The sequence below is a fragment of the Nitrospirillum goiasense genome (assembly GCF_034427435.1).
In the GTDB taxonomy this organism is placed as follows: domain Bacteria; phylum Pseudomonadota; class Alphaproteobacteria; order Azospirillales; family Azospirillaceae; genus Nitrospirillum.
Window position 1 is genome coordinate 601,681 of record NZ_JAXQNP010000004.1, and the last position, 26,232, is coordinate 627,912.

Sequence of the window (26,232 nt, forward strand, 5' to 3'; positions counted from 1 at the left end):
CCGTCCATGGGGCGGCCCTTTTTCTATAGGGCCCGCCGTTAGTTTTCAGAACATTCGTAAGCGCGGACATTACCCACGAACCGATTCTGTATGGCCGTGATGACGCTCGATCTCTCCGTATAGACTTCAATGTAACTCGTATCAAAGGCCCAGATCTCCACAAGCGCATTGAGCACGAGCGGGGCCATCGGCCCATCAGCGGTGAAATTCTCAGCTTCCACACGCGGTATTTCTTGGCCCGGAACCCAGGCGAAGACTCCATCCAGAAGTTGGGGGATACCCCGAATGCGCCGTAGCAGATCAGATAGGGCGGGCACCAGGCGCGGCACCGGTTCCTCGTAGTCTCCCAACCGTTCACCAAGCCCCTCCACGGCGCCCGCATACCAGGTACCTATGCCCAGCTCTGGCAGCGCGGCAATAAAATCCAGGACGGACGCCACTTGGGGGCCTGTGCAGGTCACTCGGTCCCCATCGATGTCCGCGCCACGGATTTGAAGAGTCGGCATAAAATCTCGCCCTTATGAGAAATTGATACAACCCTATCATCACGACATCGAAACGATGTCCGCTTCCGAGTTTATCGGGATGCAAAGCAGCGGCGTCGGCAGGGTTCATGTGCCCGACACTTGGTAGTGTCCACTTTCTTAGTGGAGTCTCACGACCGCGATCACTCTTTCTCGATTGTTCGGAAGATTTGGCGGACGGCCTTCCGGCGCAACATACGTTCGTGGATGATGCCCAGGATTTCGATGACATCTTCCGGCTGATGGCGAAACACAAGGTAATGCCGGGCCTCGGCGACCTGATCATCCGGATTGGGCACATGCCGGCGACTGTGGCTGATGTGGTAGAAGCCAACCTCCCGCCGGCCGACTCTTTCCCAAACAATCAAGGGATGGCCGGGGATCTCCGCAACGTCCTTGATGGCTTGGATAATCAGGGTCGAATAGCGAAGCTCCGCCGCCAGGCCGAAGTTCTCAGCGCTCCATACCAATATATCATCAAGATTAGCGCGGGCAGATCGAGTTAGACGAAATGTCCTCACTTCGATACTCGCGCTCGCGCCTGGTTATGCAGTTCCTCCAGCAGAACCTGCAATCCTTCGTCGCCAGAAATCTCGACGTAGTCGCCCCGCTCAATGTCCGTAACCCCCGCCTCAACCACCTTTTCCAACGCGGCGACATGCGCTTGGTTGATGAGGATATCGTTCTCATAGCGGCGAAGAGCCTCACGAACGACCTCGCTGGCATTTTGGTGGCGCCCCGAGGACACTTGCTCGTCAATGAAGCCGCTTAAATGAGGTGTGAGGCTAAAATTCCGTCCGCTCATGGCTCACCCCTGCCCATGGTACTTCTGTCAAAGTTTGATACCACATCGCCACAGACCAGCCAATAAAGCGAAACGGCCCCCGTCCGGTCTCACCCCGCCCGGCGTCCCCGTCTCATCGCCCCTTCGATATCCGGCAGGAACACCGTCAGGATGCCCAGGGCCGGCAGGTAGGCGCAGACTTTGTAGACGGTGGTGATGCTGGTCAGGTCCGCCAGCCAGCCCAGGGCCGCCGCCGCCACGCCCGCCACGCCGAAGGCCAAGCCGAAGAACAGGCCGGCCACCGTGCCGACCTTGCCCGGCATCAGTTCCTGGGCATAGACGACGATGGCCGGGAAGGCGGAGGCCAGGCACACGCCGATGACGCCACTCAGCACACTGGTCCAGAACAGGTTGGCGTAGGGCAGGGCCAAGGTGAAGGGCAGCACGCCCAGGATGGACCACCAGATGACATGCTTGCGCCCGAAGCGGTCGCCGATGGGTCCGCCGGCAATGGTGCCCACGGCGGCGGCGCCCAGGAAGATGAACAGGTGCAACTGCGCCGCCTTCACCGACAGGCCGAAGGTCTGGATGAGATAGAAGGTGAAGTAGCTGGTGATGCTGGCCAGGTAGACATACTTGGAGAAGATCAGCACCAGCAGGATGGCGAAGGCCAAGGCCACCTGACGCGGCGTCAGGCCGGTCAAATCCTCCTTCACCGCCTTGGCGGCCTTGGGCTTGGCGTTGTGCTTGTACCACAGGCCGATCCTGGCCAGGACGATCATCCCCAGGAAAGCGGCGGCCGAGAACCAGGCGATGCTGCCCCGCCCCTGGGGCACGATGATGAAGGCGGCCAGCAGCGGCCCCAGGGCGGAACCGGCATTGCCGCCCACCTGGAACAGCGACTGGGCCAGACCATGCCGCCCGCCCGACGCCATGCGCGCCACGCGGGAGGATTCCGGATGGAAGACGGACGAACCCGTACCCACCAGGGCCGCCGCCGCCAGCACCAGCGGGAAGCTGGGCGCCGTGGCCAGCAGCACCAGGCCCACCAGGGTGAACCCCATGCCGATGGACAGCGAATAGGGCTTGGGCTTGGCGTCGGTGTAGAGGCCGATCAAGGGCTGCAGCAGGGAGGCGGTGATCTGATAGACCAACGTCACCAGGCCCACCTGGCTGAAGCTGAGGTCGAAGCTGCCCTTCAGGATGGGATAGATCGCCGGCAGCATGGACTGCATCATGTCGTTCAGCAGGTGGCAGAAGCTGATGGCCCCCAGCACCGTGAACACCGTGCCGCCGACCTTGGCGGCCGCCGGGCCGACATCCATGCCCGGCCCTGTGGCCGGCGCGGTTTCAATGACGCCTTGCGCTTGCTTCATCACCACCACGTTCCCCCCATCTCACACCGCCCGCCGCCAAGTGGCTTGCATTTCAGCGGGCGGTGGACAAGCTACCCCGGCGAGGGTCGACCCGCTTACGGGGTCAGGCCAATTTCCTATGAGAGTGGGCCATCCCCATGGTGCGGAACGTCCGGTCCCAGACGCTTGAGAACTTGCCCGATCCGGTTTTCGCGGTGGGCAACGATTATCCCCAGGGCCTCATCCTGCCGCCGCATCGGCACAGCCGCTGTCAATTGCTGTACGGCATCCGCGGGGTCATGACCGTGGCCACCGCCCAGGGCACCTGGATGGTGCCGCCGGAACGGGCGGTGTGGATACCGGCCGGCGTGGTGCATGAGGTTGAGATTGTCGCCGGCCCGGGCGCCATGCGCAGCCTGTACATCGCCCCCGCCGTACTGCCCCCGGCGCGGGAGGAGGACGCGCTGGACCCCCGGGCAGACCGGTGCCAGGTGGTCGGCATCTCCCCCCTGGTCCATGCGTTGCTGGTCGAGGCGGCGGAGTTGCCCGCCGAAGTTCCCGAGGGAAGCCGGGGCAGCCTGATCATGGCGCTGTTGCTGCACGAGCTGCCGTCGCTGCCCGTGCTGCCCCTGTCCATGCCCCTGCCCACCGAGGCGCGGCTGGCCGCCCGCTGCCGCGCCTTCGTGACCGATCCCGACCCTCACGCCACCATAGACGGGTGGGCCCATGAATTGGGCATGAGCCGCCGGGCCTTCACCCGGCATTTCCGCCGCGAAACCGGGCTCAGCTTCGCCGCGTGGCGCCAGCAGGCCTGCCTGTTCGCGGCGCTGCCCCGGCTGGCGGCGGGCGAGGCGGTGACGACGGTGGCGCTGGACCTGGGCTATGACAGCCCCGCCGCCTTCACCAGCATGTTCAAGCGCCTGCTGGGCGTGCCGCCCAGCCGTTACCTGCGGCCGGACACCGTGCCACCACCTTCCTGGACGTGAAGTACCTCAGGCGTCGATGATGGCGACCGCCCGGGTCCAGCCCGCCGAGGCCCCCTTGATCTTGGCCGGGAAGCAACTGACGGTGAAGCCGGTGGAGGGCAGCGCCTCCAGGTTATACAGCTTCTCCAGGTGGCAATAGCCGATGTCGCGGCCCGCCTTGTGCCCTTCCCAGATCAGGCCGACGTCCTTGGTTTCGGCGAACTTCTTGGCGGTGTGGGAAAAGGGGGCGTCCCAGCTCCACGCGTCGGTGCCGGTGACGCGCACGCCGCGTTCCGTCAGGTACAGCGTCGCCTCCCGCCCCATGCCGCAGCCGGCGCCCAGGAAATCGCCATGGCCATAGCGCGAGCCGGCGCGGGTGTTCACCAGCACGATGTCCAAGGGCCGCAGGGTGTGGCCGATGCGGGCCAACTCGGCCTCAACCTCGGCGGCGCTGACGACGTGGCCGTCGGCCAAGTGGCGGAAGTCCAGCTTGACCCCGGGGTTGAAGCACCACTCCAGCGGCACCTCATCGATGGTAATGGCCCGTTCGCCCTTATTCATGGTGGAGGCATAGTGCCAGGGTGCATCCAGGTGGGTGCCGTTGTGGGTGGAGAGGCGCACCGTCTCGGCCGCCGCGAACTCCGCATCCGGCATGTCGTGGGGGTTCAACTCAGGAAAGAACATCGTCAGTTCGCCCAGCGTGTCCTTATGCGTCTGGTATTCGATATGCGGACGCATGAAAGGCGGGTCGGCCACGACGTCATTGTCGAGGGTGACGGAGATGTCGATGAAGGTGCGCGCCATGCTGCCGGTTCCTGTCTATGCCCCTGTGGGATGCCGCTGCGGGCGATATGAACGACGGGACCGCCCAGGTTTCCCCGGATGCGCAGTAGCCTTGTTTCCTCCCGTCTTGGGGGCCATTAGACCGGGGCGCGGGGATGAAAGAAAAATCGATTAAACCCATGCGATATCATCGACAGGGCGGATAGATCACGCGCCCTCCGCCACCCGCACACGGGGGATCAGGGTCCGCACCAGCAGGAAGGCCAGGCCGTACGCCACGGCGCAATAAACGAACAAGGGGTGATAGCCGCCGTGGGCCGACAGCCAGGTGGTGGCCTGCAGGATCAGCACCCCGCCCAGATTGCCGCAGAAGGCGCCCACGCCGATGGCCGTGCCCACCATGCGGACGGGGAAGGCGTCGGCCGCCAGGGCGAAAACGTTGGTGGAAAAGCCCTGGTGCGCCGCCAGCACCAGCCCGACCAGCAGGACCGCCGGCCAGGGGCTGTCGGCCAGCAGGGCCAAGGGCAAGGGCAACACCAGCAGGGCCGAGGCCGCCATGGGGATCCAGCGCGCCCGGCTGGGGGACACCCCCGCCGCCAGCAGGCGCGCCGGCACGATGCCGCCCAGCAACGCGCCCACCGTGGCCAGGGCGTAGACGGTGGCCACCGGCGCCCCGATGTGGCGCATGTCGAGATCGAAGCGCTGGTGGAAAAAGTCCGGCATCCACAGCAGCATGAACCACCAGACGGGATCGGTCAGGAACTTGGCCCCCGCCACGGCCCAGCAATGCCGATCGCTCAGCAGGCGGCGCCACGGCCAAGCCGGCTGGTCCTCCACCGGGGCCGCCACAAGCTGGACCCGGGGCCGCGCCGGCAGCAGGAACCACGCGATCAGCCAAATGAAACCGGCGGCGCCGGTGATGAGGAAGGTGAGGTTCCACCCCCATTCCAGCGCCAGCCAGGGCAGGATCAGCGGGGTCAGCACCGCCCCCACGTTGGGGGCGGCGTTCATCAGGCCGATGGCGATGGAGCGGCGGTCGGCGGGAAACCAGCCCGCCACCGCCTTGGCCGCCGCCGGCGTGTTGGCGGCCTCCGCCACGCCCAGGGCCAGGCGGCAGGCCAGGAACTGCCCCGTGGTGCGAGCGCCGGCGTGGGCCATGGCGGCCAGGCTCCACACCGCCACCGCCAAGGGATAGCCCCAGCGCAGGCCCACCTTGTCGATGAACCAGCCCGCCCCCACCAGGGCCAGCATGCCCGCCGCCTGGAACGCGGTCATGACCAGGCCGTAATCCTCTTGCGTCCAGCCCAGATCGGCATCGATCATGGGCTTCAGCAGGGCCATGCTTTGCCGGTCGGCGTAGTTCAGGGCCGTGGCGGTGAAGACGCAGGCCAGCACCAGCCACGGCGCCCAGCCCAAAGACCGGCGGGCCGCCAGGGCGGGAGGAGTCGTGGCGCTGGCGTTCGGGCCGGTGTCGGTCTGCGTCGTCATGCCCATGCCTTAGAACTTCGTCCGGATGCCCAGGCCCAGGATGCGCTGGGCATCGCGCGGCACACCCAGGCGGACATAGGTGGTGGAGGGCACGGCCACGCCGTTGACCACGCTGGTGGCGCTGTCCGGCACCTTGGACGCTGTATAGAACTGGTTCAGCAGGTTCTGGGCGTACAAGCGGACGACGAAGCGATCCTCGGGGGCGGCGAAGTCCACGCCCAGGTTCCAAATCCCATAGGCCTTCTGGATGGTGGCCGGGGATTCGCCGATGTCCATCTGCTGGTCCGACCGCCAGGAATAACTGGTGTCGATGGTGACACCCACCGGCACGCTGTCGGGCAGGGGCAGCTTATAGGCCGCGTCCGCCGTCAGCTTCCACTTGGGCGCATAGGGCAGGACCTTGCCATTGGGGTAATAGCAGGTGGCCGGCGCGCCGGTGGGGCAGGCGAACTGCACGATGGTGGCGTCGGTGTAGGACGCGCCACCGTTCAAGGTCATGCCGGGCAGGGGCCGGGTCAGGAAGTCCAGCTCCACGCCCTGGGTGCGCACCGTGCCGGCGTTGACCAGGGTGCTGACGACGGCGCCGTTGATGTTGGTGAAGCTGTTGGTCTGGAAGCCGTCGATGTCGTCACGGAACAGCGCCAGGCTGGCCACCACCTTGTTGTCCAGGGCGGCGGTCTTCAGGCCCACCTCATAGGCGTTGGAGGTTTCCGGCGACAGGCGGCCGGTGTTGTTGGCCGCCATGTTGAAGAAGATGTTGTAGGCCGGTCCCTTGTAGCCCTGGGAATAGGTGAAGTAGGCCATGGTGTTGGGGCCCAGGTCGTACTGCACCCCCGCCTTGGCCGACGCGTCGTTGCGGCTGTAGTTGTTGGCGCTGGCGAAGCTGGCGCCGATGCCGGCGAAACCGGTGGCCGTGGCCACGCGCTGGAACGTGTAGTCCAGCTCGTCATGCGTCAGCCGGCCACCGAAGGTCAGGCGGAAATCATCGGTGATATGATAGGTGCCCTGGCCGAACAGCGCCTCGTTGTTGGTGGTCACGCTGTCCACCGCCGTGCCGGAGGCGCGGGCGTAGGTGGAACTGCCGGACGCGCAGGGGATGTTGCCGTTGGCCAGCGCCGCCAGGGTGGAGGCGGTGCAGGTGACGTCCGACCGGGTGAAGCGTTCCTTGGTGTCGGTGTGGAAGAAGAAGAACCCGCCGACATAATCGAAGCGGCCGCCCAGGTCGGAGGCGTAGCGCAGTTCCTGCGAATACTGGTTCAGGTCGACATAGCCGTGGTCGGTCAGGCTGGTGCTGCCGCCCGGGACGGAAGACCCGACATAGGCCGGATAGCTAGCCGTGAAGTCACCGTCGCGCGTCTCCACATTGTGCCAGCCGCGCCAGGCGGAAATGGAGGTGAAGGTGCCCGCCGGCAAGGACCAGTCCACCTGGACGGAGGTGCCGAAGTTGCGATCCTTGGTGCGGGGATCGACGTCGTTGTTGATGTCCTTGTTGGTCGCCGACGGATAGACGGGGGCCAGGGCCGGGATCAGGCCGCGCACGTTGGCGGCGCTGTTGGAAATGATCTGGATGGATTCGGCGCAGCAGTTGTCGTCGGCCTCGGCATAGTCGCCGATGAAGGTGACCTTGACCGCGTCAGTGGGCGTCCACTGCAGCTTGGCGCGGGCCCCCTTGTGGTCATAGCCGTTGATGTCATGGCCATTATGGACGTTGCGGGCGTTGCCGTCGGCGTGGCCGTAGAAGGCGGCCAACTGCGCCACCAGGTCGCTGCTGATGGGGGCCGAGATGGAGCTGCGCAGCCGCACCTCGCCATTGTCGGCGCCCGAGGCCTCGGCATAGCCGCCGAAGCTGTGCTGGGGCTCCGCCGTCACGATGTTGACGACGCCGGCCGAGGCGTTCTTGCCGAACAGCGTGCCCTGGGGACCGCGCAGCACCTCGACCCGGTCGATGTCCAGCAGGTCGGTCACCGCCATGCCGGAGCGGGCGTAAACCACGCCGTCCACCACGGTGGACACACTGGGCTCGGCACCCGAGCTGAACGACAGGGTGCCGATGCCGCGGATGTTGAGCGCGGAATTCTTGTTGGTGGTGCCCTTGCGGAAGGTCACGCCGGGCACGAGGTTGGGCAGGGATTCGGACGTGCTGACGCCGGCACGGGCCAGCGCGTCGCCGGTCACCACCGACAGGGCGACGGGGACGGAGGTCAGGTTTTCCCCGCGCTTCTGCGCCGTCACGATGATCTCGGTCAGGCTATCATCATCGGCGGCATTGGACGGTGGCACCTCGGCGGCGTGGGCGCCGGCACCGGCCAGCGACAGCGCCAGGGCGACCCCGCCCAGCAGACGAAGTGACAAACAACCTTTACCTATCGATCCGACAACGGCCTGGGCGACGGTCTGCATCCCTTGAATCCCCTTCTGGGCTTAATCCACATTAAAGATGTGTTTATTTAAGATTTTTCACGGACATATTCGTCACGCAAATTAACGCGGTCAACGAACTTCATCGCCAATTTGGACAATTGGCGTATGCGTGGCGAACATTCCCCACAAAAAATCAGTTGAAACACATGCCGGTGGGGTGGACAGTGGGCGCGCCTGGACAGGGGCCCGAACGCCCCGGTCAGCACCAACGATTTCGCTTCATGTTCAGGGACTTAACAATTCCGCTCCCGGACATGGTCGCCAAATGGAAAGGCCTGAGCCCCCATGTCGAACACCACATACCCGTCCTCCCAGACGTCGTTATCGGCCGCCCCCCGTTGTGAGGTGAGCTGGTTTTCCGCCCTCTGCGACGACGACTACGAATTCCTGGGGGTACGCGATCCGGCCCTATTGTCCAGTTTCGAGCACTGTCGGAATATCGTGCTGACGGCGGAGAAGGGCGGATACGATAACATCCTTTTGCCGTCTGGCTACAACCTCGGCATTGACACCACCGCCTTCGCCGCCGCCATGGCGCCGCTGCTGCGCCGGCTGAAGCTGCTGGTGGCCATCCGCTGCGGCGAGATGTGGCCGCCGCAGTTGGCGCGCCAGTTGGCCACGCTGGACCAGATGCTGCAGGGCCGGCTGAGCATCAACATCATCTCCAGCGACATGCCGGGCGAAACCCTGTCCAGCGCCGCCCGCTACACCCGCACGACCGAACTGATGGCGCTGTTGCGCAGCCTGCTGAACGGCGAGGCGGTGAACTTCAAGGGTGAGTTCTACAATGTCGCGGTCGAGCCGCCGCGCGTGCGGCCCATCAGCGGCCGGGCGCCGCTGTTCTATTTCGGCGGCCTGTCGGAAGACGCGCGGGAGGCCGCGGCCAAGGGGGCGGACGTCTACCTGATGTGGCCGGACCGCCTGACCGAGGTGAAGGCCATCGTCGATGACCTGTCCGCCCGCGCCGCCCGCCATGGCCGCGCGCTGCGCTTTGGCTATCGCGTCCATGTCGTGGTGCGTGAAACCGAGGCGGAGGCGCGCGCCGCCGCCGACCGCCTGCTGTCGCGCCTGGACGCGGCGGAGGGGGAGCGCATCCGCAAGCAATCTCTGGACAGCGCCTCCCTGGGGGTCAGCCGCCAGGCCGGCCTGCGCGAGGCGGCGGACAATGACGGTTATGTCGAGGAGAACCTGTGGACCGGCATCGGCCGCGCCCGGTCCGGTTGCGGCGCCGCCATCGTCGGTGATCCGGACCAGGTGCTGGCCAAGCTGCGGGCCTACCAGGCGGCCGGGATCGAGGCCTTCGTCCTATCGGGCTACCCGCATGCGCGGGAATGCGACCTGTTCGCCCGTTACGTCCTGCCTCACCTGAACCACGGGCCGCTCTGATCCTAAGGGGATGGGGAACATCTGTTCCCTTACCCCCGCGGCGCCTGCCGGTATACAAACGGCCTGCGGCGGGAGTGGGGAATGGGCAGCCATGGCTGTGGAAGAGTACAGGCAGCGGGTGAAATCGGAGAAGCGGGCGGCGGCCTTGGCCGCCGCCGGAAAGGCCTTCCTGTCCCAGGGGTATGACCGGACCACCCTGGCCCACGTGGCCAAGGAGGCCGGCATCTCCACCGGCACCCTGTTCAAGCACTTCCCCACCAAGGCCGCCCTGTTCGAAGGCATCATGGAGCAGTTGTGGGAGGCGGACCCGGAACTGCAACGCCCCTTGCCGCCGGCGGGCAACCCGGCCAGGGGCCTGACCGCCATCGGCCATGATTACGCCGGCAAGCTGCGCCAGCCCCATACCGGCCCCCTGTTCCGCGTCATCATCGCGGAGGCGCCGCGCTTCCCTGAATTGGGGCAAGCCCTGTTCCAGCGGGGCAAGGCGCCCTATCTGAACCGCCTGTATGCCTATCTGCGCTCGGAAATCGCGACCGGCACCCTGGCCATCCATGATGTTCCCCTGGCCGCGCGCCAGTTCCTGGGCATGATCAACGATCTGATCTTCTGGCCCACCTTCCTGGCCACCGACCAGGGGGTGGACGATACGGAGGTGGGGCGGGTGATCGACGAGGCGGTGCTGACCCTGCTGGCGCGCTATGGCCGCGGCATCACGGGCGGGGCGGCACAGCAACCCTGAGCCGCTGCGCGAACAACCACTCCCGCCACTCGGGGCGCCCCGATGGTGGTGCGGCGCGCGGAGGGACACGATCCTTGGTCAGAACGCGACATCCCTCCACAGATCGCGCGTCGCCTTCTCCGGATCATTGACGAGGCTGGACGTGGCATCGAAGCGCTTCGTCGTCCGGGCGGCAAGGTCATAGGCCGGCCAGCCGGGATTGCCGGTCTTGGCGAAGGCGACCCAGGCACCATGCATCGCCTCGGCCAGCGAGGCCGGCGGGTTGGGACCGGCGAAGGTCTTCGCCTGGTTCGACGACAACGCGTCGAAGCTGAACGGTACGTCGACGAAATGCGCCGCACCGAGCCGGCCACCGTAACCCGGCGACCGCCAGGAGAAATTGTAGTGCCACGTTTGCCGATTGCCGCTCCGCAACTCGGCGATCCTGAGCGCCGGCATGCGGAAGGTGTAGTCGGACTGCAGCGCGGTGAAGAGGTCGCCGGTGGTGGCGTTGGCCGGATCGGCCCGGTAGATGTCGGACGTGTTGGCGGGAAGATGCAGGTCGCTGACGAACTGGTCGATCGCCTGCTGGGAAATGTGATCGATAGCGCCGCCGGGCACCATGTAGAGGCGCGCTTCCTGATCGGTGCTACCGACGATGGCCGGGACGCCCGGCTTCGGCCCGCGCGCCAGCATGTCGATCGGCGAGGCGTCAAGCACATCGCCGTCGACCACCGGCAGGAAGGCCGTGCCGCCCAGCGACAGCTTGCCCCATTTGGCGCCGTCCTTGAGTTCCGCCGCCAGGCCGGGGCCGGCCGCGATGAGCGCATCGAACGGCACGCCACCGAGCCCGGCCACCGTCGGCGCGACACCGAGCCCCTGCGCGAAGACGCCCGCCAGACGTGAGGCGTCAGCGCTGGTCATCGCCTGCATCGGCGGGCTCTGCAGGATAGCGCGTTTGAAGAGACCCTCGGTCTTCGGCGACGCGAGCAGGATGGCAACGCTTTCCGCCCCGGCCGACTGGCCGAACAACGTGACATTGGCCGCATCGCCGCCGAACGCCGCGATGTTATCGCGGACCCAGTTGAGCGCCGCGATCTGGTCGAGGAGACCACGGTTCGCCGGAGCGCCGTCGATCGCCATGAAGCCGTCGACACCGACGCGATAGTTGACCGTCACCACGACGATGCCGGCCGCCGCAAAGCGGGTGCCGTCATAGACCGGCTCGCCTGCATCGGCGCGGACAAAGGCGCCACCGGGGATCCACACCATGACCGGCAGCCCCCCGGCAGCCGGATCCGGTGTCCAGATGTTCAGGGTCAGATCGTCAGGACCACCGAACAGCACCGGTTTGGGATCGCGGCTCGGCTGTGGTGGCGGCGGTCCGAAGGCCGTGGCGTCGCGGATACCTTCCCAGGGCCCAGCCGGCTGTGGCGCCTGAAAGCGCGTCGCCGCCGTGAACGGGTTGGCGGCATAGGGAATTCGTCTGAACGATGCCACGCCGGCCGCGCGGGTGCCGCGCACGCGGCCGGAGCGGAGGGAGACCACCGGCTGTCCATCGGCGGCAATCGAGGGATTGGGGCGAAGCGTCAAGGCGAGCACCGAAGCCATGCCGGCGCCGAATGCGGCACGGCGCGATAAGAGGAAGGACATGTCGATCTCCCGGTCTGTGTCATGGCAGCGCCTAGCCCCTCGATCCGGCGGCGGGGGCCGCCGCACGCAACCAACCACCAGGCAGCGGAGATCGTCTTCAACGTCAACATGATCCCCTCCACCGCTTCCGCTGTCGTCAGGAAAGTGCCTTCGCCACCATGACGGTGTCGACATACTGGGTCATGCGCCGGATCTTGCCGTCCTGGACCTCGTAGAGATGCGCGAAGGCGGCGCGCATTGACTTGCCGGTTGCCTTGTAGGTGCCGGAGTAGACGCCAAAGGCGGCCACACGGTCGCCATCGGCGAGATAGGTGTGAACGTCAGCGCGATAGTCGATCCATTCGCCGCCGAGGCGGGCGAACACGCCCGCCATCAGCGCATCGACGCCCACATAGGTGCCGGCGTAGGGAAAGCCTTCCGCCTCGGTCCACTCCACGTCCGGGTGCAGCACGGCCAAGAGATTGCGGCCGTTCTCTTCGGATGAGCCTTCGTAGGTCGCCCGGATCAGGTCGAGATTGCTGGACATGTCAGCCCCACTTCATCTCGCCGGTGGCGACCTTGGAGCCGATGTCGAGGGCGACGCCCATGCCGAGGCCGGGGAAGCGCGCTTCCATCGCAGCCTTCAAGGCGGCGGCGTCAGCGGCCTTGCCCAGTTCCTCTTCGAAAGCGAGGAGATAGGCCTTGGTGTGAGCGACGGCGGAGAGGTCGGTCGCCACCTGCGGATCGAGGTGGCCGGGCACGACGACCGACGGCGTCAGTGCGGCGATCCTGTCGAGGTTGGCGACCCAGGCGGCGCGGGCCTCCTTGGTCTGCGTGTCGGCCGTCCAGACATGGACGCCGGAGAAGATCAGCACACCGCCGAAAACCGCGTCGAGGGCGGGAACGCGCAGATAGCGCCGGTTGGCAAGTCCCTCGGCGGCAACGATTTCGACCGTCTCACCGTCGACCGTCAACGCCGGGCCGTCGAAGGCCTCGGGCAGCACGACGTCGGCCAGCGTCTGCGGGCCGTTCTCCTTCAACTGCGGTCCCCAGACGGCGAGCTTCTTCTCGACGTTGCCCTTGATGGCGGCGATCGTGTCCGAGGCGGCGATCACCTTGGCGTCCGGGAAAGCCGCACGCACCGGCTTCAGGCTGAAATAGTAATCCGGGTCGGACTGGCTGACATAGATGGTCGTGAGCGTCTTGCCGGTCGCCGTGATCGCTTCTGCCAGCGCGCGGCCATCCGGATAGGTGAAGCCGCCGTCGATCAGCAGCGCTTCGGTCGGGCCGGTGAGCAGCACCGGGGCACGGAAAAAGCCATTCTGGCCGGCGGGAAAGTGCTTCCAGCTCAGCTTGGAGGTTGCCTTGATGGTCATGTCGGTCTCCTCGGTGTCGACTGTGCCGTCGCTCGGCCAAACGCAGGGCGCGCTTGGTCTCGTCACGAGCGGATCGTGGAAATGTCAGGCGGCGCGCAACTGCTGGACCAACAGGTCGAAGGCGCCGAACAGGGCGTTGGTGCGCACCAAGCGCCGGCCGGCCTTGCCGTCGACGACCAGGGCGGGAACGCCCCCGGCGCCGACGCGCGCCATCTCGGCACGTGCCGCCGAAACCCGGCCCCGATAGGCCGAGAGCAGTTCCTCATCCGGCTCCTGCACCCGTTGCGCCGCTTGGGTGAAGCCGGCGCCGGCGAGGGTCTCGGCGACGACGCCGAGATCGGAGTTGTTGCGGCCGTCCTGATAGCGGGCGCCCTGCAGGATCTTCAACACGTCGAGTTCGCGGGCCGGCTCGCTGAGGCCGACGGCGACCAAGCCGAGGGTGGCCGGGGCGGAGTCGAACAGGCCTCCTGCCGCACCGAGCACGCGCTCCCGATAGGCATCGGAAAAGGGCTGGCCGGTCAGGCGGGCGATGCGCTGGTCGTTCTCCCAGGCGTAGGCGGCGAAGTGCTTGTCCATCGGCCGCGAAGCCTCACCCGCGAACAGGCCGGTCGGTGCCAGATCGAGCGTTACGCCGTCGACGTGCGACAGTTTCTCAAGCGTGGGACCCGCGCCGTAGCACCAGCCGCAGAGCGGGTCGAACAGGTAGGTAATCCGCATATCCATTTCCCCGTGTTGCCTGGAGATAAAGATACGCGATCATGATTGTGCTGAGTATGGCGACTAATTATACACACTGTGTGCAATTAACTTACAATAGGGTCCGACAGCATGGAGTCGATCAATCTCAATCGACTGGCCTATTTCGTCGCCGTGGTCGACGCGGGCTCGTTCACGCGCGCCGCTGAGCGGCTCGGCATCACTAAGACGGTCGTCAGCCAGCAGGTGGCCCGGCTGGAGGCGGACCTGCGAACGAGCCTTCTCCTTCGGACCACCCGCCGGGTGGAGCCGACGGAAGCCGGCCGGTTGCTGCATGCCCGGGCCGTCATCATCCTGCGCGAAGCCGAAGATGCCTTCGGTGAAGTCGCCGAGGTGACGGCGAGCCCGATCGGGACCTTGCGGATCGCCGCGCCGAACGACTTCGGCACATCGACTATTGCGCCCTTGGTGGCAAAGTTCTGCCGAACCTATCCGGCGTGCACGGTCGACCTCGTCTTGTCGGACGATAAGGTCGACCTGATCACCCATCACATCGACGTCTCGATCCGGGTCGGCTGGCTCGACGATTCCAGCCAGCAGGCACGCCGGATCGGCGCGTTCCGGCAGTTGCTCGTTGCCGCCCCCGACTTCGCCCGCACGCTTTCCGCTGATGCCCCCGAGGATCTTGGCCAGCAGCCATTCATCGCCAACGGCGCCCTGCGTGAGCCCCTGGTCTGGCATTTCTCGCGCGGCGACTTCGACCGCCGCACCGTCCGCATGCGTCTGTCGATGACAATCAACGCGACGCCGGCCGTCCTTGCCGCGACGCTTGCCGGGGGTGGCCTCTCGGTGCTGCCGGATTTTCTGGTTGCCGACCCGTTGCGGAGCGGCGCGCTCGTTCAGGTTCTGCCCGACTGGTCCCTGCCGTCGGGTGGCATCCACGCGGTCTATCCCGCCGCCCGGTTTCGCCCGCCAAAAGTGACCGCCTTTGTCGCCATGCTGGAAACCGAAGCGAGGCAGCCAGCGATCGCGCCACGCGGACCGACGGCGCCATGACCGGACCGGCACGGTCGTCCTCTCGGTCGGTCCACCAGCAAGCAAGCGCCCGGCGCAACAGCCAAGCCCGCTAAGGCCGGCCGCTCAAGGACGCGGCGGCACGCCCGGCGTGAGCCGCTGGGCGAACAGCCATTCCCGCCAGCCGGGCGCCAGGACCATGTCCGGCGGGACCCGGTGCTCCATCCCTTGATAACGCACGAAGACAGGCGCGCCGCCGGCGGCGGCCACCGCCTCAGCCCAGGCATGGTCGGGGGCATAGGGGTTCTCGGTGTCCTGGTCGCCATGCACCTGCAGGGTGGGGACGGCCGCCACCCCGGGGGCCTGCGCCCTATCCGGCGGCACGGATGAGAACGCGACCGCTGCGGCGAAGCGCCCGGGCTTGGCCACCAGCGCATCCAGCGCCGCCGACGCCCCCATGGAGAAACCCACGACGTAGATCCGCGCTGTGTCCACCGGCAGGCGGCCAGCCAGATCATCCACCAGGGCCAGCACGGCGGGAAGGGAGGGACCGGGGTGGGATGCCAGCAGCCCGTCACCGCCGGGGGCGTAGTCGGCGCTGCGCGCATTCACCTGCGGCACCACCACGTAGGCCGGGAAGCGCAGCCGCAGGTCGGGCAGGGCCCAGGCCTTGGCGAAGCCGGTCATCTGCCCCTTGTTGTCCTGGCCGATGCTGCCGGAGCCGTGCAGCACCACCACCAGCGGCAGCTTGGCTGCCATGGGCTGGGCCGCCACCGTGGCCGGCGCCAGCAGGCGGTAGGGCACTGTGCGGCCGTCGGGTGCGGTGAAACTCTTGGCCACGAAATCGTCGCTCAGCGGGGCCCTGATGACCTCGTCCAACGCCTTCAGGTCGTCCGCCAGGGGCGCGTAGGGCAGGGTTCGTTCCTCGATGCGGGCGGGTTCCGCCTGGGCCGCTGAAACCAGCGCCATCATCCACAACGCCACCAAACCAGTCCGCAGCACGGCCGTCCTCTCCGTCAGTCCGCCAACAACACAGGCGCGCGGCCACCGACCAGCAAGCGGTCGCTCTCATCTTTCAACGCCACGCCCGTCACCTGGCGGCGCAGCGCCTGCCGCAGCAGCCAAGCCAGCTTGAAGGCCGCCAGGTCATGGGACAGGCCGCCATCCCGGATGTTGGACAGGCAATTGCGCTCCGCATCCAGGCGGCCGGGGGTGGGATTCAGGGTAAGGTAGACGCCCAGGCTGTCGGGGGCGGACAGACCCGGCCGTTCCCCGATCAGCATGGCCACGGCACGGGTGCCCAGCGCCTGTCCCACCGCGTCGCCCAGGGCCACCCGCGCCTGGGACGCCACCACCACCGGCGCCAGGCGCCAGCCCTCCCGCTGGACCCAGGGCAGGAAGGCGGCCAACAGGGGCAGGGCCTGGCGATGCACGGCGGTGGCCGACAGGCCGTCGGCGATGACGATGGCGAGGTCGGGGCGGGTTGACGGCAAGGCCGCCAGAGCCTGATGACTTGGCGGATCCAGCAAGCGTCCCAGGTCCGGACGGTTGAGGTAGGTGGCGCGGTCGGGCGCGGCGCTGTGTACCGCCACAGGCGCCAGATCCAGAGCCGCCAGTTGCGCCACCAGGCCGGCGGCGTCGAAGGGCGTATGCACGGCATCCCGCGCCTGGGCATGGGCCAGGGCGAAGCGCAGCACCTCCGCCGTGGGCAGGCTGTCGCCCGCGCGGCCCAGGGCGATGCGCGCGGGGGTGGCAGCGGCCAGGTGCGCCCAGGCGTCGGGCGTGACCGTCGGCCGGTCCATCAGCGCCATCCCCGCAGCAGCGGTTGGCCAGGCGATTGGGGCAGGGGGCGGCCGTCGGCGCCGGCGATGCCCATGGCGGCCAGCCAAGCCTCGAACTCCGGCGCCCGCTTGAGCCCCAGAAGGCGGCGGACATAGAGGGCGTCATGGAAGGAGGTCGACTGGTAATTCAGCATGACGTCGTCCGCCCCCGGCACGCCCATGATGTAGGACACGCCGGCGGTGGCCAGCAGGGTCAGCAGCGTGTCCATGTCATCCTGGTCTGCCTCGGCGTGGTTGGTGTAGCAGACGTCGCAGCCCAGGGGCAGGCCCAGCAGCTTGCCGCAGAAATGGTCCTCCAGCCCGGCGCGGATGATTTGCTTGCCGTCATAAAGATATTCCGGCCCGATGAAGCCGACGACCGTGTTGACCAGCAGGGGCCGGAACTCCCGCGCCACGGCATAGGCCCGCGCCTCCAGCGTCTGCTGGTCCACGCCGTGGTGGGCGCCAGCGGACAGGGCGCTGCCCTGGCCGGTCTCGAAATACATAACGTTGTCACCCACCGTGCCGCGCTTGAGCGCCTGGGCGGCCTCCATCCCCTCACGCAGCAGGGCCAGGCTGACGCCGAAGCCCTGGTTGGCCGCCTGGGTGCCCGCCACCGACTGGAACACCAGGTCCAGCGGCACGCCCCGGTTCATCAGTTCGATGCTGGTGGTGACATGGGTCAGGATGCAGGCCTGGGTGGGGATGGCGAAACGCTGGATGATGCCGTCGATCAGGCGCGCCAGGTCGCCCAGGACCGAGAGGCTATCCGACACCGGATTCAAGCCGATGACGGCATCGCCACAGCCATAGAGCAGGCCGTCCAGGATGCTGGCCGCCACCCCGGCGGGATCGTCCGCCGGGTGGTTGGGCTGCAACCGTACGGCCAAGGTGCCGGGCAGGCCGATGGTGTTGCGGAACCGGGTGACGACGACGCACTTGCGCGCCGCCAGGATCAGGTCCTGGTTGCGCATGATCTTGGACACCGCCGCCGCCATTTCCGGTGTCAGGCCAGGGGCGAGGGCGGCCAACGTCTCCGTCGTCGCCTGATCCGACAGCAGATAATCCCGGAAGCCACCCACCGTCAGGTGCGACACCGGGGCGAAGGCGACCGCGTCGTGCCGGTCCAGGATAAGGCGGGTGACCTCATCCGCCTCATAGGGCACCAGCGCCTCGGTCAGGAAGGTTTTCAGCGGCAGGTCGGCCAGGCACATCTTGGCCGCCACGTTCTCTTCCGCGCTGGTGGCGGCGATGCCGGCCAGCCGGTCGCCGGACCGGGGCGGCGTCGCCTTGGCCATCAGGTCCTTCAGGTCGGCGAAGGTCCAGGTGCGGGGTCCAACGCTGATGCGGTACGGCGCGCGTCCAACCAAACCCCTCTCCCCCCAGCGACCTCGCCCATGCGGTGATCATGACATTGAACATGGGTGCCGGGAAGCGGCGAGCAACCGCTCGCTATACCCGTTAAAGTAATATTAATGGTGACTTTGTGATCTATAAGTTGATAATGCTGCGCATATACCCGCCAAGCCCGGCCCTGGTTCGCCGGTCCATCCACGATAGACAGGGGGAAAGCATGCGTGTCCATTCTTCCACCGCCGCCTTGGCCGCTTTGCTCGGCATCGGCTTGATGCCTGCCGCCGCGATGGCACAGATCGTTCCTGTTGATATTCCAGCCTCTTATGCCATTGGCACGCAGGGGGCCACCATTCAGGGCTGGGTGACCAACAACAATCAGGACCAGTTGCGTCAGCACAGCTGGTCCGTCTGGGCCGGCCTGAATGCGGCGTCAGGCACCACCTATGAGGGTAAGGAGCTGCCGGTTTGGGAAACCTGGCTGGGCACGGAAGAGGTGTTCGCCACGCCGCAATCCAAGCTGACGGCGGCCGGCGGCGACAAGTTGGCGGAGCCGGCGCGGCATTTCAGGCGCCCCCATCAGTTCGCCCACTTGGCCCTGCTGCGCGGCAACGCCGTTCCCAACGACCCGGCCAGCAGCACCCAGGTGGTGTCCTTCAACAAATTCAGCCCCGCCGCGGCGAAATTCATCCGGTCGCCGCAGTACATCGCCGGGCTGCAAGGGACCTATGAGGTCAATTCCCAAACGGCGTTGAACAAGATCAACGCCGCCTGGCCCAGCGGCACGCCCACCGAGAACCGCAGCATCAGCGAATTCCCAGTGGACGCTCTGGAACTGAAGCCGGTGATGAGCGTGGTGAAGGCCACGGGCCTGACGCCGATGCCGCTGTGGCAGGGGCCGGCGCAATCGACCAACGCCAAGAATCCCACCCCGGAAACCTGGAAAGTCTGCGTCGCCATCGACCCGGCCGCCACGGGGGACGAGATCATCCCGGCCGGCAAGAAGCTGAGCAAGGAACAGATCGCCGCGCTGGATGCCTCGGCCAAGGCTGCCAAGCTGTCCTGCACCGTGCAGTACTACGCGCCGGTGACGGTGCTTTATAACTTCAAGCTGAGCGCAGAAGAGGCGCAGGCCCTGAGCAAGGCCCAGCAGGTCCCGGCGGCCGCAGGCGACTATGGCGTGCTGGTGGCCATGCATGTCAACACGAAGGAAGTGCCGTTCTGGGCCTGGCAGACCTTCTATTGGCAGCCGGGCGCCGACACGCCCAACAAGTATCCGGGCAGCAAGCAGGGGCAGCCCGCCAGCCTACCCGCACCGTACCGCAACTACGCCATGTGCACCAACTACAGCCAGCAGGTGCCGGCCGTGGCCACCAGCGGGCAGACGCAGAAGATGGACGTGTGCTTCAACCCCTATCTGGAGACCGATCCGGGCATCCCCGACGGAATCCAGTCCAATTGCATCAGTTGTCATGCCTTGGCCGGCGTGGGCAAGGGGCCGACTTATCCCGCCAACTACAAACAGCCCATCAACCTGTTCGCCGACAAGCAGTACTTCACCAACCAGGCCACCCGGGCCGACTTCTCCTGGGCCGTCGCCGACGCGCCGAAGTAATCAGACGATAATGGAGGGGATCGGGGGCATCAGCGGCGCCCCCGGTCCCAGCGGCGCAAGTGGCCCTGGGGAGGTGCTGGAAAGTGGCCTGAGTGCGCGGCCACCAGCCTGATATGCTCCGTTACCGGGAGTGTCGAAACGATTTCAGGGCGGGCGAGGGGCACCAGTCGGGAGCCGCCAATAGGGAACCGCCAATACGGAACCAAGGAACGGGCGCGACAATCGCGACGTTATTGTGTACCAATGCCTTGGTAGACGTTCCCGAGAAGAATCCGCTCCAGGATGGCCCGCCCATGACGACCCGTGAGGATGAATCGCCGGCCCCAGCGGCGCGTTTTCCCGCCCTCATCCTCTTCATCGTGCTGGTTCTGGGCATCGGCCTGACCCTGGGTTATCTGACGGCGCCGGCCGAGTGGTATCGCAACCTGGCCAAACCCGGCTTCACCCCGCCCAACTGGGTGTTCGCGCCGGCCTGGACCCTGCTGTATGTCCTGATCGCCGTGGCCGGCTGGCTGACGTGGCGGCGGGATCGTGACAGCCGGCCCATGCGGCTGTGGTGGATCCAGATGGTGCTGAACTTCTGCTGGTCCCCCATCTTCTTCGCCGCGCATCTGCCCGGCCTGGCCCTGGCCGTCATCCTGGCCTTGCTGGCCACCATCCTGGCCTTTATCGCCACCGCCTGGCGCCAGGACCGCACGGCCGCCCTGTTGTTCCTGCCCTATGCCGCCTGGGTCAGCTTCGCGTCCGCGCTGAACGCCGGTATCTGGATACTGAACTAAACACGCAATCTGGTGGATCATGGCGGTCTGCCCCCAGGCTATCGCAGCAGCAAGGGGGTGTTTCATGCGCCGGTCATTCACGTCCATCCTGGCGATGACGACGGCCCTGGCCACGCTGATGGCGCCGCAGGCGGGCAGGGCGGCGCGGTGCGCCCCGGTCCCCGGTGTCGAAACCTTCCTGGACCCGGCCAAGACCTATTTCGTGGTGGGGGATTTCCACGGCACGGCGGAAATTCCGGCCATGGTCGCCGACATCGTCTGCGCGGCCACGGCCAAATTCCATAAGCTGGTGCTGGCCTTGGAGTTTCCCGTGACCAATACGGAGGCGCTGAAAGACTTCAGCCGCCATCCTGAAACCCCGGCAACGGCCCTGCCGTTTTTCGCACCGGACCCCACCGGCATGGCCGATGGTCGCAGCAGTGTGGCCATGGCGCGGATGCTGGAGCAGATCCGCACCCTGGCCGGTCCTGGCATCACGGTGTCGTTCGTGCCTTTTCAACCGGTGCCGGGTCCCCCGGACCCGGGGCTGTATGAGAAGGCCATGGCCGATGGCGTCATCGCGGCGCATCAGGCTCATCCCGACGCCAAAATATTGATTTTTGTGGGAAGGGCCCATGCCCGCAAGGCGCCCACGGAGCGGAGCGGCGCAGTGCTTCCGATGGCGGCGCATCTCCCGGCAGGGCAAACCGTCAGCCTGGACGTCACCTCCACGGGCGGCAGCGCCTGGACCTGTTCCTTGGCCGATATGACATGCGGTCCCAAAACTCTGGGTGACGCGCCGGACATCCCGCCGGCCGGCATCACGATGACGCCCAGCGCGGCTTATGACGGCAGCCTACCCGTGGGCAAACCATTCTCCGCGTCGCCACCCGTGCCCCCGTCGGCATCGCCCCGTTCTGCTGTCGGCCGGTAGGGCGGCTGACCATTCTGTTTTGCCAGACCCTGACACTTTAAATTTGCGCCCACAGCAGCACCGATAAGATACGTTATGGAAAAAATATACTGACAGGCTACGGGCTGGGCGCATGCTTCGCGATGCCCGGATCCCCTGGGAACCGCTCACGCGCTTGGGCGGTTGGACGCGCACGGATGATTGCGACCAAGGAGCGGCCATGCCCAGTGACATCACCAGATCGACCGTCCAAGGGACGCCGATCCACCTGACAACGGTGGAGAACACCCCGGTTGAGGTGGTCCATGCCCCCCTTTATCCCATGCTGGTGCCCTTTCCCAGCGCCTGCTTCATCGGCGCGTTTTTCACCGATCTGGCCTATTGGCGCACGGCGGAGATGATGTGGGCGGACTTTTCGGCCTGGCTGTTGTTCGCCGGCGCCGTCCTGGGGGGCATAGCCCTGATCGCGGGCCTGATCGATTTGGCCCAGCGCCGCTATCTCGTGATCCAGGCGCCCGCCTGGGCGCCCACCTGGCCGCATGTCCTTGGCAACCTGCTGGCGCTGGGCCTGGCCATCCTGAACTGCTTCGTCCACAGCCGCGATGCCTGGACCTCGGTCGTGCCCCAGGGTCTGATCCTCTCGGCCCTGGCGCTGGTCGTGGTGCTGACCAGCAATTGGATCGGTTGGTCAATGCTGGTGCAGCGGCGGCGCGTCGTGGAGGTGCGGTCATGATCGCGCCCCGTCTTCGTCCCCTGAGCCACCTGATCGTGGTGGGCGCCGCCGCCCTCAGCCTCGCCGCCTGCGACGATGGCAGCAAAGGCACCGACCCCAACGCCCAGGTCGGCGCCAACCCGACGCTGCCGAAGCAGGAGCAATACCTGTTGCCCCCCATGAAGGTGGCCAAGGTCGTGGGTTGGAAGGACGGTGAGAAGCCGGCGGTGGCCCAAGGCCTGAAAATCCAGGCCCTAGCCACCGGGCTGCACCATCCGCGATCGCTCTATGTCTTGCCCAACGGCGACGTGCTGGTGGTGGAATCGGTGGCGCCGGAAGGTGAACCGGTCAAGCGGCCCAAGGACCTGATCATGCATTGGGTGGAATCCATGGCCACGTCCGGCGGTGAAACCAAGGACAGCAACCGCATCACCCTGCTCCGCGATGCCGATGGCGACGGCGTGCCGGAAACGCGGACCGTTTTCCTGGACCATCTCAACTCCCCCTTCGGCGTGGCCCTAGTGGGCGGTGACCTTTATGTCGCCGATACCGACGCCATCCTGCGCTATCCCTATACCGAGGGTGAAACCCGGATGACGGCCGAGGGCGCAACCCTCACCCCCCTGCCCGGCGGCCCCATCGACCATCACTGGACCAAGAGCCTGTTGGCCAGCCAGGACGGCACCCGGCTTTATGTGGGCGTCGGGTCCAACAGCAACATCACCGAGAACGGCCTGGAGGCGGAAAAGAACCGCGCCGCCATCTGGGAAGTGGACCGCGCCACCGGTCGCTGGCGCATTTACGCCGATGGCCTGCGCAACCCCAACGGCCTCAGTTGGGAACCGCAAACCGGCACGCTGTGGGCGGTGGTGAACGAGCGTGACGAACTGGGACCGAACCTGGTGCCGGACTATATGACCTCGGTGAAGGATGGGGGGTTCTACGGCTGGCCCTACAGCTACTACGGCCAGAACATAGATCCGCGCGTGAAGCCACAGCGCCCCGACCTGGTCGCCCGCGCCATCGTGCCGGACTATGCCCTGAGCACCCACGTCGCCCCACTGGGCATGGCCTTCTCCACCAGCACTAGCCTGCCCAGCAGCTACCAGGGTGGCGCCTTCGTCGGCGAACACGGCAGTTGGAATAGAAATATTCCAAATGGTTACAAGGTGATCTTCATCCCCTTTAGCAATGGGCAGCCCAATGGCCAGCCGATGGACGTGGTCACGGGCTTCCTGGACACGGAAGGGCGCGCCCATGGGCGCCCGGTCGGCCTGGCCATCGACAAGACCGGGGCCCTGCTGATCGCCGATGACGTGGGCAACACCGTCTGGCGGGTGACCGCCCAATGAGCGCCGCGCGGGCGCGATGAACAAAAAGAGGGGGGCCGGCAGCGGATGAAACCGGCCCCCCTTCCAGCGGGAGGGTTAATCGCGTCGCCCGTTGGAACTCTTGAACTTCAATGCCTTAGAACGAAATCTTCACACCGCCATAGAAGGTGCGCGGCGCGCCGAGGGTCAGGGTGCGTGCGTCGCTCAGCTGCCGGCCCAGGACGTCGCTGGCACCGCTCAGCTCGAAATAGGTGCCGTAGCTGGCATAGCGGCGGTCGAACAGGTTGTTGATGCCGCCGAACACCTGGATATCGGGCAGGATCTGATAGGACGTGCGCAAATCCATGGTCCAGTACGGGGTCAGCGGCGCGTTCTGGTTGGCGTCGTCCCCCACCAGGTATTGGCTACCGTAGTACTGCACGGCGGCGCCCACGTTCCATTCCTGGGTCACCAGCACATCACCGCCCAGCTTCACCTGGTGGCGGGGGATGGCCGGAATGCGGTCTCCGTTGTGGACGGTGATGGTGCCATTGTCATCCGCTGACGGGTTGTTGGCCGATGCCAGCACACCGTCGAACTGATAGGTCGCGTCCACGAAGCTGTAGTTCAGGTAGACCTGCCACCGCTCGCTGGCGAAGGTCAGGCCGGCATCGACACCTTGCCGGCGGGTGGACGGCACGTTGGTGTAATAGCCGCGGCCCTGGATGGTGCTGGCCAGCGCCACGATGTCGTTGTCGCTGTCGGTGCGGAACAGCCCCACGGTCCAATCCAGGCGTCCGTTGGCCACGCCCTGGGTGCCCCGCACGCCGGCCTCATAGGTGTTGGCCACCACCTGGCGCAACGGCGGGTCGGCCACCAGGGAATTTTCCAGCAGACAGGGGCGTAGCGGGTCGGCGCAGTCCAATTCCAACGGCGTGGGCGCGCGGTTGGACTGGGAATAACCGCCATAGATGCTGAAGCCGCCGCCCAACTGATAGGTCAGGCCGGCCTGGGGGTTCCAATGGGTGTAGCGGTGGTCGCCGTTCAGCTCGGGGGCGGCGCCACTGCGGTCGCGGGTGCTGATGTCGGCCACGTTGAGGCGCAGGCCAGCGGTCAGCGACAGGGCCGGCGTCAGGTCCAGCGTGTCGGTGACATAAGCGCCGTAATAGTCGGTGGTGCCTGACAGCCAGACGGGGGCATAGCCCAGGTTGCCCAGGGTGCGGATGATCAGGCCGGCGCCGGCGATGTCATCGGCCGCGTCGCCCTGGGTGGTGACCGACAGGTCGGGGTTGATCACCCCCAGGGTGCTGGTGGCGGTGAAGCGGATGTCGCTGTGGTCGATGCTGCCGCCGGCGGCGAAGCGGTTGCCCATCCCCATCAACGGCCGGTCGCTGGTCAGTTGCAGCGACCCGCCGACCGAGGTGGTATCCGTGGAGGTGCGGTCCAGGGTGCCGTAATTGGCATCGCCGTCATAGGCGAAGGTGTGGCCGGCCAGGTCGGTGATGACGAACTGATCGCGGAACGCCGTGGTCTTGCCCCCCGCCGGCGTGCCGAACGCGTCATCCTCCAGGCACAATTGCCCGCCGTAGGAGGAGCGGCGGCTGCAGCCTTCGAAATTGCCGTCGTTGCCGTCCACATGCTTCTGGCCGAAATGGCGGCCATAGACGTTACCCTGCAGGGACCAGCCGGGGGCCACGTCGACCTTGCCGTTCAGGGCCAGCATGCCGCTGTCATTCTTGGTGGTCTGGGGCCAGGTGTAGACCGAGGTCTCATCCGACTGGATCATTTCCAGCGGCGTGGGACCGACGACGCCCAGGCTGGACCGCGCGGCGGCGGCGACCAGATGCACCTCCGCACTATCGCTGCGCCAGCCCGCGTCGGCGTAGAAGCGCTCCACATCCGAGCCGGATTGCTTGCGCCAGCCATCATCGCGCGTCGCCTCCGCCGCCAGGTACAGGCTGATGTTGCCGGACTGCCAGCCGAATTCGGCGGAGCCTTGGGCACGGCCGTTGCTGCCGCCCAGCAGCTCAGCACTGCCGCCCTGGACGGTGAAGCCGTTCTTCATCTCCAGGGTCACCGCCCCGCCCAGGGCGTTCAGGCCATAGGCCGGGTTGTTGGTGGCCAGCGTCAGGCGATTGATCGCCACCTCCGGCGCCAGATCCCAGTTCACCGTGTCGCCGAAGGCCTCGTTCAGCCGCACGCCGTTCTGATAGACGGCGATGCCCTGGGGCGTCCCCTGAAGGGGGGAGACGGTGAAGCCGTGGTAGTGGATGTCCTGGAACAGGGCGTTGCCCTGGGTATCCGACAGCGCCAGCCCCGGCACCCGTTGGGCCATGCTGTCCAGGATCGATACCGAGTGGATGCGGGCCAGATCGTCCGCCGACAGGGTGGTGGCCGCCGCCGGCACCTTGTCCAGCGGGACGTTGGCCCCCGGCAGGGGCGTCACGCCGATGACGATGATGTCGCTGAGCGTCGGCGGCGCGCCATCGGGCGCCGGGTCGGCCTCAGCCGCCAGGGCAACGGTGGAACAGGTGGCGCACAGCAGGGCCAGCAGACCGGCCGGAATGTTTTTCATTATGGGGCGCACCGGAAGGATGGAGCTGATGAAA

Annotated in this window: 24 protein-coding genes; 9 read left to right on the forward strand and 15 right to left on the reverse strand. The window is 66.5% G+C overall.

Annotated elements, in window-relative coordinates:
- Window positions 1–38: 38 nt before the first annotated feature.
- The 4 genes from ULB03_RS24525 to ULB03_RS24540 all read right to left on the reverse strand — a co-directional run bounded on the left by ULB03_RS24525 (window position 39) and on the right by ULB03_RS24540 (window position 2,684).
- Complete coding sequence (locus ULB03_RS24525; RefSeq protein WP_322485701.1) at window positions 39–440, reverse strand: hypothetical protein; 402 nt, start codon at window positions 438–440, stop codon at window positions 39–41.
- A 227-nt stretch (window positions 441–667) separates the two neighbouring features.
- Entirely contained in the window at window positions 668–1,045 is a 378-nt protein-coding gene (locus tag ULB03_RS24530; RefSeq protein WP_322485702.1) for a type II toxin-antitoxin system RelE/ParE family toxin, read from the reverse strand.
- Window positions 1,042–1,329: a type II toxin-antitoxin system ParD family antitoxin gene (locus ULB03_RS24535; protein ID WP_322485703.1), complete on the reverse strand. Its 288-nt coding sequence runs from the start codon at window positions 1,327–1,329 to the stop codon at window positions 1,042–1,044. Before ULB03_RS24535 ends, ULB03_RS24530 begins: the two co-directional genes overlap by 4 nt.
- Window positions 1,330–1,418: 89 nt before the next feature.
- Window positions 1,419–2,684 carry an MFS transporter gene (locus ULB03_RS24540; RefSeq protein WP_416211186.1) on the reverse strand — a complete coding sequence of 422 codons (1,266 nt, stop codon included), beginning with the start codon at window positions 2,682–2,684 and terminating at the stop codon, window positions 1,419–1,421.
- A 137-nt stretch (window positions 2,685–2,821) separates the two neighbouring features.
- Between ULB03_RS24540 and ULB03_RS24545 the strand changes: the two genes are divergently transcribed.
- A complete protein-coding gene (locus ULB03_RS24545; protein ID WP_322485704.1) occupies window positions 2,822–3,649 on the forward strand; it encodes an AraC family transcriptional regulator in 828 nt (275 codons plus the stop codon).
- 6 nt (window positions 3,650–3,655) lie between these two features.
- Here ULB03_RS24545 and ULB03_RS24550 read toward each other — a convergent pair whose 3' ends face one another.
- The 3 genes from ULB03_RS24550 to ULB03_RS24560 form a co-directional block, all read right to left on the reverse strand.
- Window positions 3,656–4,432: a cyclase family protein gene (locus ULB03_RS24550; RefSeq protein ID WP_322485705.1), complete on the reverse strand. Its 777-nt coding sequence runs from the start codon at window positions 4,430–4,432 to the stop codon at window positions 3,656–3,658.
- 186 nt (window positions 4,433–4,618) lie between these two features.
- Window positions 4,619–5,899 (reverse strand): MFS transporter, encoded by a 1,281-nt coding sequence (locus ULB03_RS24555; RefSeq protein ID WP_322485706.1) that lies wholly within the window; start codon window positions 5,897–5,899, stop codon window positions 4,619–4,621.
- Window positions 5,900–5,908: 9 nt separating this feature from the next.
- Window positions 5,909–8,251, reverse strand: a complete 2,343-nt coding sequence (locus ULB03_RS24560) for a TonB-dependent receptor (protein ID WP_322485707.1) — start codon at window positions 8,249–8,251, stop codon at window positions 5,909–5,911.
- A 354-nt stretch (window positions 8,252–8,605) separates the two neighbouring features.
- Here ULB03_RS24560 and ULB03_RS24565 point away from each other — a divergent pair, with 354 nt between their 5' ends.
- On the forward strand, window positions 8,606–9,706 hold the full coding sequence (locus ULB03_RS24565; RefSeq protein WP_322485708.1) for an LLM class flavin-dependent oxidoreductase: 1,101 nt from the start codon (window positions 8,606–8,608) through the stop codon (window positions 9,704–9,706).
- Between the two features lie 91 nt (window positions 9,707–9,797).
- A complete protein-coding gene (locus ULB03_RS24570; protein ID WP_322485709.1) occupies window positions 9,798–10,445 on the forward strand; it encodes a TetR/AcrR family transcriptional regulator in 648 nt (215 codons plus the stop codon).
- Window positions 10,446–10,523: 78 nt separating this feature from the next.
- On the opposite strand, the gene ULB03_RS24575 is transcribed toward ULB03_RS24570, so the two are convergent.
- The 4 genes from ULB03_RS24575 to ULB03_RS24590 all read right to left on the reverse strand — a co-directional run bounded on the left by ULB03_RS24575 (window position 10,524) and on the right by ULB03_RS24590 (window position 14,149).
- Window positions 10,524–12,077, reverse strand: a complete 1,554-nt coding sequence (locus ULB03_RS24575) for a carboxylesterase/lipase family protein (protein WP_322485710.1) — start codon at window positions 12,075–12,077, stop codon at window positions 10,524–10,526.
- Window positions 12,078–12,213: 136 nt separating this feature from the next.
- A complete protein-coding gene (locus ULB03_RS24580; RefSeq protein WP_322485711.1) occupies window positions 12,214–12,603 on the reverse strand; it encodes a nuclear transport factor 2 family protein in 390 nt (129 codons plus the stop codon).
- A 1-nt stretch (window position 12,604) separates the two neighbouring features.
- Complete coding sequence (locus ULB03_RS24585) at window positions 12,605–13,432, reverse strand: MBL fold metallo-hydrolase (protein ID WP_322485712.1); 828 nt, start codon at window positions 13,430–13,432, stop codon at window positions 12,605–12,607.
- An 84-nt stretch (window positions 13,433–13,516) separates the two neighbouring features.
- On the reverse strand, window positions 13,517–14,149 hold the full coding sequence (locus ULB03_RS24590; RefSeq protein WP_322485713.1) for a DsbA family protein: 633 nt from the start codon (window positions 14,147–14,149) through the stop codon (window positions 13,517–13,519).
- 111 nt (window positions 14,150–14,260) lie between these two features.
- Between ULB03_RS24590 and ULB03_RS24595 the strand changes: the two genes are divergently transcribed.
- On the forward strand, window positions 14,261–15,184 hold the full coding sequence (locus ULB03_RS24595; protein WP_322485714.1) for a LysR family transcriptional regulator: 924 nt from the start codon (window positions 14,261–14,263) through the stop codon (window positions 15,182–15,184).
- 84 nt (window positions 15,185–15,268) lie between these two features.
- On the opposite strand, the gene ULB03_RS24600 is transcribed toward ULB03_RS24595, so the two are convergent.
- From ULB03_RS24600 to ULB03_RS24610, 3 genes are read right to left on the reverse strand one after another with little or no spacing between them, the layout of a single operon-like run.
- The gene (locus ULB03_RS24600) at window positions 15,269–16,144 is read right to left on the reverse strand and encodes a carboxylesterase family protein (RefSeq protein WP_322485715.1); all 876 of its coding nucleotides are present in this window, start codon (window positions 16,142–16,144) and stop codon (window positions 15,269–15,271) included.
- A gap of 14 nt (window positions 16,145–16,158) precedes the next feature.
- Entirely contained in the window at window positions 16,159–16,944 is a 786-nt protein-coding gene (gene eutC / locus ULB03_RS24605; RefSeq protein WP_322485716.1) for an ethanolamine ammonia-lyase subunit EutC, read from the reverse strand.
- Window positions 16,944–18,260 carry an ethanolamine ammonia-lyase subunit EutB gene (locus ULB03_RS24610; RefSeq protein WP_416211200.1) on the reverse strand — a complete coding sequence of 439 codons (1,317 nt, stop codon included), beginning with the start codon at window positions 18,258–18,260 and terminating at the stop codon, window positions 16,944–16,946. The genes eutC and ULB03_RS24610 overlap by 1 nt, the downstream gene beginning before the upstream one ends.
- A 275-nt stretch (window positions 18,261–18,535) precedes the next feature.
- Here ULB03_RS24610 and ULB03_RS24615 point away from each other — a divergent pair, with 275 nt between their 5' ends.
- The 5 genes from ULB03_RS24615 (at window position 18,536) to ULB03_RS24635 (ending at window position 23,665) form a co-directional block, all read left to right on the forward strand.
- The gene (locus tag ULB03_RS24615; protein WP_322485718.1) at window positions 18,536–19,930 is read left to right on the forward strand and encodes a hypothetical protein; all 1,395 of its coding nucleotides are present in this window, start codon (window positions 18,536–18,538) and stop codon (window positions 19,928–19,930) included.
- Window positions 19,931–20,223: 293 nt separating this feature from the next.
- Window positions 20,224–20,709, forward strand: coding sequence for a TspO/MBR family protein (locus tag ULB03_RS24620; protein WP_322485719.1), 486 nt, complete (start codon window positions 20,224–20,226; stop codon window positions 20,707–20,709).
- A 64-nt stretch (window positions 20,710–20,773) separates the two neighbouring features.
- On the forward strand, window positions 20,774–21,622 hold the full coding sequence (locus ULB03_RS24625; RefSeq protein WP_322485720.1) for a hypothetical protein: 849 nt from the start codon (window positions 20,774–20,776) through the stop codon (window positions 21,620–21,622).
- A gap of 199 nt (window positions 21,623–21,821) precedes the next feature.
- The gene (locus ULB03_RS24630) at window positions 21,822–22,334 is read left to right on the forward strand and encodes a DUF2231 domain-containing protein (RefSeq protein WP_322485721.1); all 513 of its coding nucleotides are present in this window, start codon (window positions 21,822–21,824) and stop codon (window positions 22,332–22,334) included.
- Window positions 22,331–23,665, forward strand: a complete 1,335-nt coding sequence (locus ULB03_RS24635; RefSeq protein ID WP_322485722.1) for a PQQ-dependent sugar dehydrogenase — start codon at window positions 22,331–22,333, stop codon at window positions 23,663–23,665. The genes ULB03_RS24630 and ULB03_RS24635 overlap by 4 nt, the downstream gene beginning before the upstream one ends.
- A 115-nt stretch (window positions 23,666–23,780) precedes the next feature.
- On the opposite strand, the gene ULB03_RS24640 is transcribed toward ULB03_RS24635, so the two are convergent.
- Window positions 23,781–26,198 (reverse strand): TonB-dependent receptor, encoded by a 2,418-nt coding sequence (locus tag ULB03_RS24640; RefSeq protein WP_322485723.1) that lies wholly within the window; start codon window positions 26,196–26,198, stop codon window positions 23,781–23,783.
- Window positions 26,199–26,232: the final 34 nt, after the last annotated feature.

What these genes read in the sequence shown, in the direction of transcription:
- ULB03_RS24565 (WP_322485708.1), top strand. Translation starts at nt 8,606, where the DNA reads ATGTCGAACACCACATACCCGTCCTCCCAGACGTCGTTATCGGCCGCC.
- ULB03_RS24545 (WP_322485704.1), top strand. Translation starts at nt 2,822, where the DNA reads ATGGTGCGGAACGTCCGGTCCCAGACGCTTGAGAACTTGCCCGATCCG.
- ULB03_RS24570 (WP_322485709.1), top strand. Translation starts at nt 9,798, where the DNA reads ATGGCTGTGGAAGAGTACAGGCAGCGGGTGAAATCGGAGAAGCGGGCG.
- ULB03_RS24620 (WP_322485719.1), top strand. Translation starts at nt 20,224, where the DNA reads ATGACGACCCGTGAGGATGAATCGCCGGCCCCAGCGGCGCGTTTTCCC.
- ULB03_RS24595 (WP_322485714.1), top strand. Translation starts at nt 14,261, where the DNA reads ATGGAGTCGATCAATCTCAATCGACTGGCCTATTTCGTCGCCGTGGTC.
- ULB03_RS24615 (WP_322485718.1), top strand. Translation starts at nt 18,536, where the DNA reads ATGCGTGTCCATTCTTCCACCGCCGCCTTGGCCGCTTTGCTCGGCATC.
- ULB03_RS24635 (WP_322485722.1), top strand. Translation starts at nt 22,331, where the DNA reads ATGATCGCGCCCCGTCTTCGTCCCCTGAGCCACCTGATCGTGGTGGGC.
- ULB03_RS24625 (WP_322485720.1), top strand. Translation starts at nt 20,774, where the DNA reads ATGCGCCGGTCATTCACGTCCATCCTGGCGATGACGACGGCCCTGGCC.
- ULB03_RS24590 (WP_322485713.1), bottom strand. Translation starts at nt 14,149, where the DNA reads ATGCGGATTACCTACCTGTTCGACCCGCTCTGCGGCTGGTGCTACGGC.
- ULB03_RS24585 (WP_322485712.1), bottom strand. Translation starts at nt 13,432, where the DNA reads ATGACCATCAAGGCAACCTCCAAGCTGAGCTGGAAGCACTTTCCCGCC.
- ULB03_RS24640 (WP_322485723.1), bottom strand. Translation starts at nt 26,198, where the DNA reads ATGAAAAACATTCCGGCCGGTCTGCTGGCCCTGCTGTGCGCCACCTGT.
- ULB03_RS24580 (WP_322485711.1), bottom strand. Translation starts at nt 12,603, where the DNA reads ATGTCCAGCAATCTCGACCTGATCCGGGCGACCTACGAAGGCTCATCC.
- ULB03_RS24610 (WP_416211200.1), bottom strand. Translation starts at nt 18,260, where the DNA reads ATGGCCAAGGCGACGCCGCCCCGGTCCGGCGACCGGCTGGCCGGCATC.
- ULB03_RS24575 (WP_322485710.1), bottom strand. Translation starts at nt 12,077, where the DNA reads ATGTCCTTCCTCTTATCGCGCCGTGCCGCATTCGGCGCCGGCATGGCT.
- ULB03_RS24540 (WP_416211186.1), bottom strand. Translation starts at nt 2,684, where the DNA reads ATGAAGCAAGCGCAAGGCGTCATTGAAACCGCGCCGGCCACAGGGCCG.
- eutC (WP_322485716.1), bottom strand. Translation starts at nt 16,944, where the DNA reads ATGGACCGGCCGACGGTCACGCCCGACGCCTGGGCGCACCTGGCCGCT.
- ULB03_RS24550 (WP_322485705.1), bottom strand. Translation starts at nt 4,432, where the DNA reads ATGGCGCGCACCTTCATCGACATCTCCGTCACCCTCGACAATGACGTC.
- ULB03_RS24630 (WP_322485721.1), top strand. Translation starts at nt 21,822, where the DNA reads ATGCCCAGTGACATCACCAGATCGACCGTCCAAGGGACGCCGATCCAC.
- ULB03_RS24555 (WP_322485706.1), bottom strand. Translation starts at nt 5,899, where the DNA reads ATGACGACGCAGACCGACACCGGCCCGAACGCCAGCGCCACGACTCCT.
- ULB03_RS24535 (WP_322485703.1), bottom strand. Translation starts at nt 1,329, where the DNA reads ATGAGCGGACGGAATTTTAGCCTCACACCTCATTTAAGCGGCTTCATT.